This window comes from Aminobacter sp. P4_D5 (assembly GCF_056401815.1).
The window spans coordinates 1-4,325 of record NZ_JBFUIP010000286.1 but is presented as its reverse complement, the minus strand read 5'-3'; the positions used below and the strand labels follow the sequence as shown (position 1 = coordinate 4,325).

General features: G+C 60.6%; 2 protein-coding genes and 2 pseudogenes. All 4 read right to left on the bottom strand.

Annotated elements, in window-relative coordinates:
• Positions 1-748 precede the first annotated feature (748 nt).
• Positions 749-1,785, bottom strand: a pseudogene (locus AC1DWF_RS30565) (IS110 family RNA-guided transposase).
• A gap of 216 nt (positions 1,786-2,001) precedes the next feature.
• Positions 2,002-2,757 (bottom strand): hypothetical protein, encoded by a 756-nt coding sequence (locus tag AC1DWF_RS30560; RefSeq protein WP_476786802.1) that lies wholly within the window; start codon positions 2,755-2,757, stop codon positions 2,002-2,004.
• Positions 2,751-3,764 carry a hypothetical protein gene (locus AC1DWF_RS30555; RefSeq protein WP_476804341.1) on the bottom strand — a complete coding sequence of 338 codons (1,014 nt, stop codon included), beginning with the start codon at positions 3,762-3,764 and terminating at the stop codon, positions 2,751-2,753. Before AC1DWF_RS30555 ends, AC1DWF_RS30560 begins: the two co-directional genes overlap by 7 nt.
• Before the next feature lie 180 nt (positions 3,765-3,944).
• Positions 3,945-4,085 (bottom strand): annotated as a pseudogene (locus AC1DWF_RS30550) (exonuclease); the annotation flags it as partial.
• Positions 4,086-4,325 lie beyond the last annotated feature (240 nt).

Below are 4,325 nucleotides of genomic sequence, written 5' to 3'. Positions count from 1 at the left end.
AATGCGTTCGTCTGTCAGGCCGATCCGGGCCGTGGTGACGAACAAGGTCCGGCCATCGCCGCCAAAGGCGGGCTCTCTTGAGCGTCTGATCCCTCTCCCTGTGCCGCGCCCGACGAGTTGCGCGCGATATGCAATGCGATCCGGCCGAAAGCTCGCCATGCCGCAATAGCCGAGCCGGAAGCAGCTTTCGAGCTGTCTCTGCCGGTCCGCGAGCCAACCCCCGCGACCAAGGCATTTGTGAAAATAGCTACGGAGCGGCCGGGTAGCTTGAACATTGATGCTACGTGACGTTCCTCGAACGGCGGCTTCGGGCTCGAGGCTGACATCCTTACGATCTAGGGTAAACGTCGGAAACAGGGTCGGTAGCGGTCGCGCTGATCGCTTCCCTACCAATGGCAGCTATCCCGCCGTCGGTGCCTGAAAGCCGTCCGTCTGGAATAGGCCCCAAAGCGGAACGTCCTCTGTGGATGGCTCCCGCATTGCAAGAGAATTCGACGTCTGGCGTTTGGTCGGGTGCAGTCTTCTGTCCGGCCTGTTGTGCAGCCGTTGGAGGCTGCTGGCCCTGATGGGCTCGGCGAAACGGGATCCCAATCTGCTTATCAGGCTATGACGCCTTGGACATTCGATGGGTTGTTCCTGTTCCCGGCCTGACCGGTCTCGCCATCACATCGCGTCGCTCTCACAACCTCATGGAGCCGTTCGATCGGCTCGAACTGTTTCTGTTTCAGGTCTCATCTTCCTCACAACTTTACGCCGCAAGGTTCGGGACATGGCGGGATTGATAGATCTCACCGCGCGCCATGACCGCCCAGACCACACGGGCCATCTTGTTCGCCATGGCCACACTCGCTACCCGCACCGGTTTCCTGGCGAGAAGCGCGACAAGCCGAGGGTCTGCTGTCTCTGGCCTGTATCTCGCTCGGCGGATCAACGACGTCGCGCCGACCACAAGGAGCTTTCTCAGATAGCGGTCACCCATCTTGGTGATGCGGCCGAGCCTGTCCTTGCCGCCGCTCGAGTTTTGCGAAGGTGTGAGCCCCAGCCAGGCTGGGAACTCTCGGCCCGAGCGGAACTGCCCCGGATCGGCAACCGATGCGGCAAATGCTGTGGCGCCGACAGGACCGATGCCAGGAATCGTCGATAGACGCTGTGCCACCTCGTCAGATTTTTGCAGGGCAAGGATCGAACGGTCGATCGCCTGGAGACGAATATGGGTGTCGAGGACCTGACCGCACAGGAGATCAAGAACCTGCGTTGCCATCGCCGGCACGTCCGGCGTCACTTGCTTCGCGGCCATCTGGCGCGCCAGTGCAAGCGCCCGCTTCAAACCTTCGGGGATATCGATGCCGAACTCGGCCAAGAGGCCACGGATCATGTTGACCAGTTGCGTGCGCTGCTTGACCAGGAGGTTGCGTGTGCGGTGAAGCGACAGGGCCGCCTGTTGCTCGGCTGCTGCATCGCCACGAAACGCATGGTCGGACGTGTTACCGCTTCGCAAATCGCTTCGGCGTCCACCGCATCATTCTTGCCGCGCTTCACATAAGGCTTCACGTAGGCCGGCGGCATCAGGCGGACTTCATGGCCGAGCTCCGTCAGCTCTCGAGCCCAGTGATGCGATGTGCCGCACGCCTCCATGCCGATCAGGCAGGGCGGCAACTTGGTGAAAAACGGCAGAACTTGCGATCGCCGCAGTGCCTTGCGCACAACAACATCTCCAGACGCGTCGACGGCATGAACTTGAAAAATGCGCTTGGCCAGATCAAGGCCCAGGGTGGTAATCTGCATGGCGGATGGCTCCTTGGCTAGGGTTGCCTGACAGCAAACCCACTTTGGCACTGTGATGCCGGGAGCGGGAGCCATCCACCTCATCCGCTTTGGGGCGGCGAGTCAGGTCTTCGGTCGTTTGTTTGCTGGCGAGATAGACCCAGTTCCTTCTTGATCGGGCATTTGAAAGACTGTACTCGCAGCACAAATTGACGTGCATAGTATCGGGTCGAAATCTCAGAGCTTATAGGCACGGCGCAGCCGATCAATGACGACCTCCCTCGTCATCGCGACCCCAAACTGCTTCGGCGTGAAATCATCCTGCCCGACAAGAGCGTCGACGAACGCTTGCATATCGGCCTTGATCGTCTCGGGCAGGTCGAACGTCGCCTCCGCGCTTAGGAGCTGCAACAGACGCGCAACATCGTTGCGGTGCTTCTTCACGTCCTTTTCGTCGACCTTCTCGCCCTCCGCACGACGGCGGCTGAGATCGACCCAGGCACGCGCCTTGAAGGGGATGAGGCCGGCTTCGTCGAGAACCGGCACACCGTCCAGCGATCGTCCCATCGTCTTGAGAAACGCATAATAGTCGGCGTCGAGCAGGATGGCCGACAGGCTCGCCGCTGCCTCGGCGATCGGGATCGGCACAAGTTGGCTGCCGGGTGCCAGCTCGAATCCGTCCGGCGCATTGGAGAACAGCTCCAGCATCGCCGGATATCCTTCGATCGACGGCTTGGCGAACCGATAAAGAATCCGCTCGCCTTCGCTACGCTGTCGGATCTCGTATCCGCCCGCCTCGACAAAGGCCATGAACTTTTCGGAGAACGCCGGGTCGAGCGCCTCGACGATGAGGACAATATCGAGATCCTTGGTCGCGCGGAAATCGAGACCGACTTCCTCCATGATCAGCTCGCATGCCGCGCCGCCGATCAGCACATACTGGTGCTCATGGCCCGAAAAATGCGCGCGAAAGCGGTCGACGCCAGCTACCATCCAAAGGGCTCCAAAAGATAATCGGCTGCCTGTGCGACTCGTTCGTTCGCGTCATGCCGTGCGCTCAGATAGAGCGAAAGTCGGTCGGCAACCTCGTTGTCGGTGAGGACTTGGGGATCATAGGCCCATGTCTGGATCTCGATCCGACGTTCGTCATAGGCCCAGGCAGGTTCCAATCCGTGTTGCCGTGCCATCCGCTTCCAAGCGGCTGCCGGCGCTGCCCTGCATTCGATTCGCGGTTCGGTGAGCATCGTATATTGGGCTAGGGCGCTTTCGCCCGCCAACACCGCCTCGTTCAAGGGTAGCTCGCCCGTGACATAGCGAATCTTGCGCACCGGCGATTGCAAGCGCCCCTCGACCGCGCGCCAGAGGTCGCCGCCACCGAAGCGCAGGCTCAGGCGACGCTGCCGGCCGACGCGGTGCGGCCGCGCCAGTTCGAGTGCCTCCAGTTCGTCGAACGCCCGGCTCATGCTCATGATCGCGACCTGGTAGCGCTCGGCGAGCTGGGTCAGGCTGGCATCGTTCACTTCGTGCCCAAGCAGCGCGGCAAGAATCACCACTTGTGAGGTTGGGGACATCTGCTCGGGCGATGGTCCTGGCTCGCTGGAATAGGTTTCGCGCAGGTCCACAAACGCTTCGGGCACATAGAATTGCGCCCCCGGAGAAATGAATGCGACGCGCTTTTCCACGAGGCGCCGACGCAATGCCGCTGGTACGCTTTCGAGCAACAGCACGAACAGGCGGGCATCGATATGGCGCCGCATCTGGTCCCGATGCTTCAGGAACTCGTCAACGCCGCCTATGGCACCACTTTGCGGAACGATGAATACGGCCGGGCCGTCGAGCAGCTCCCCGCGCCACATGCTATAGCGGTCATACAGAAAGTGCGGGAGTCCGAGCGGCTTGATGGGATCGAGAAGGAGGTGTGCCCCGAAGGCCTCGCGTGCATAGGTTTCCGTCGCGCTCGCAAGCGCACGCAATCGCATGTCCGGAAACTCATCTAACATCACTCGATCTATTTAACAGCAGTGGAGTTAAATATCCACTTCAATGTTAGATAGCGTGGTTGCCGCCAGCTCGGCTGCGATCCACCGGTCTATTTCATAGGCTTCGGCTGCGTTCCAGGATATTTGCGACCTAGCGGGAGGCAGCAACAACAACGCCGGCCTCGACCATCACGCCGCCGGCCGCACGGTATCCAGAACGGGAAAACCGTTCTCTAGCCCAAGCCTCACAGCACCAATGACAGGGTCGGGGTCATGAGCTGCGCACCAGAATCTGAGCTGTGAACCTTCGAGGCATAGAAACTCGCAGTCGAATAGACCAATGCAGAATTGGGTCGGCTGYAGAAGGGCAGCTACACGGCCTTCGCTACCCGATAGCGGATGAGGTGGATGGCTCCCGCTCCCGGCATCTGAGTGCCAAAATGGGTTTGCTGTCTGGCAACCCAAGCAAAGGAGCCATCCGCCATGCAGATTACCACCGTGGGCCTCGATTTGGCCAAGCGTGTTTTTCAAGTTCATGCCGTTGACGCGTCTGGAGACGTTGTCGTGCGCAAGGCACTACGG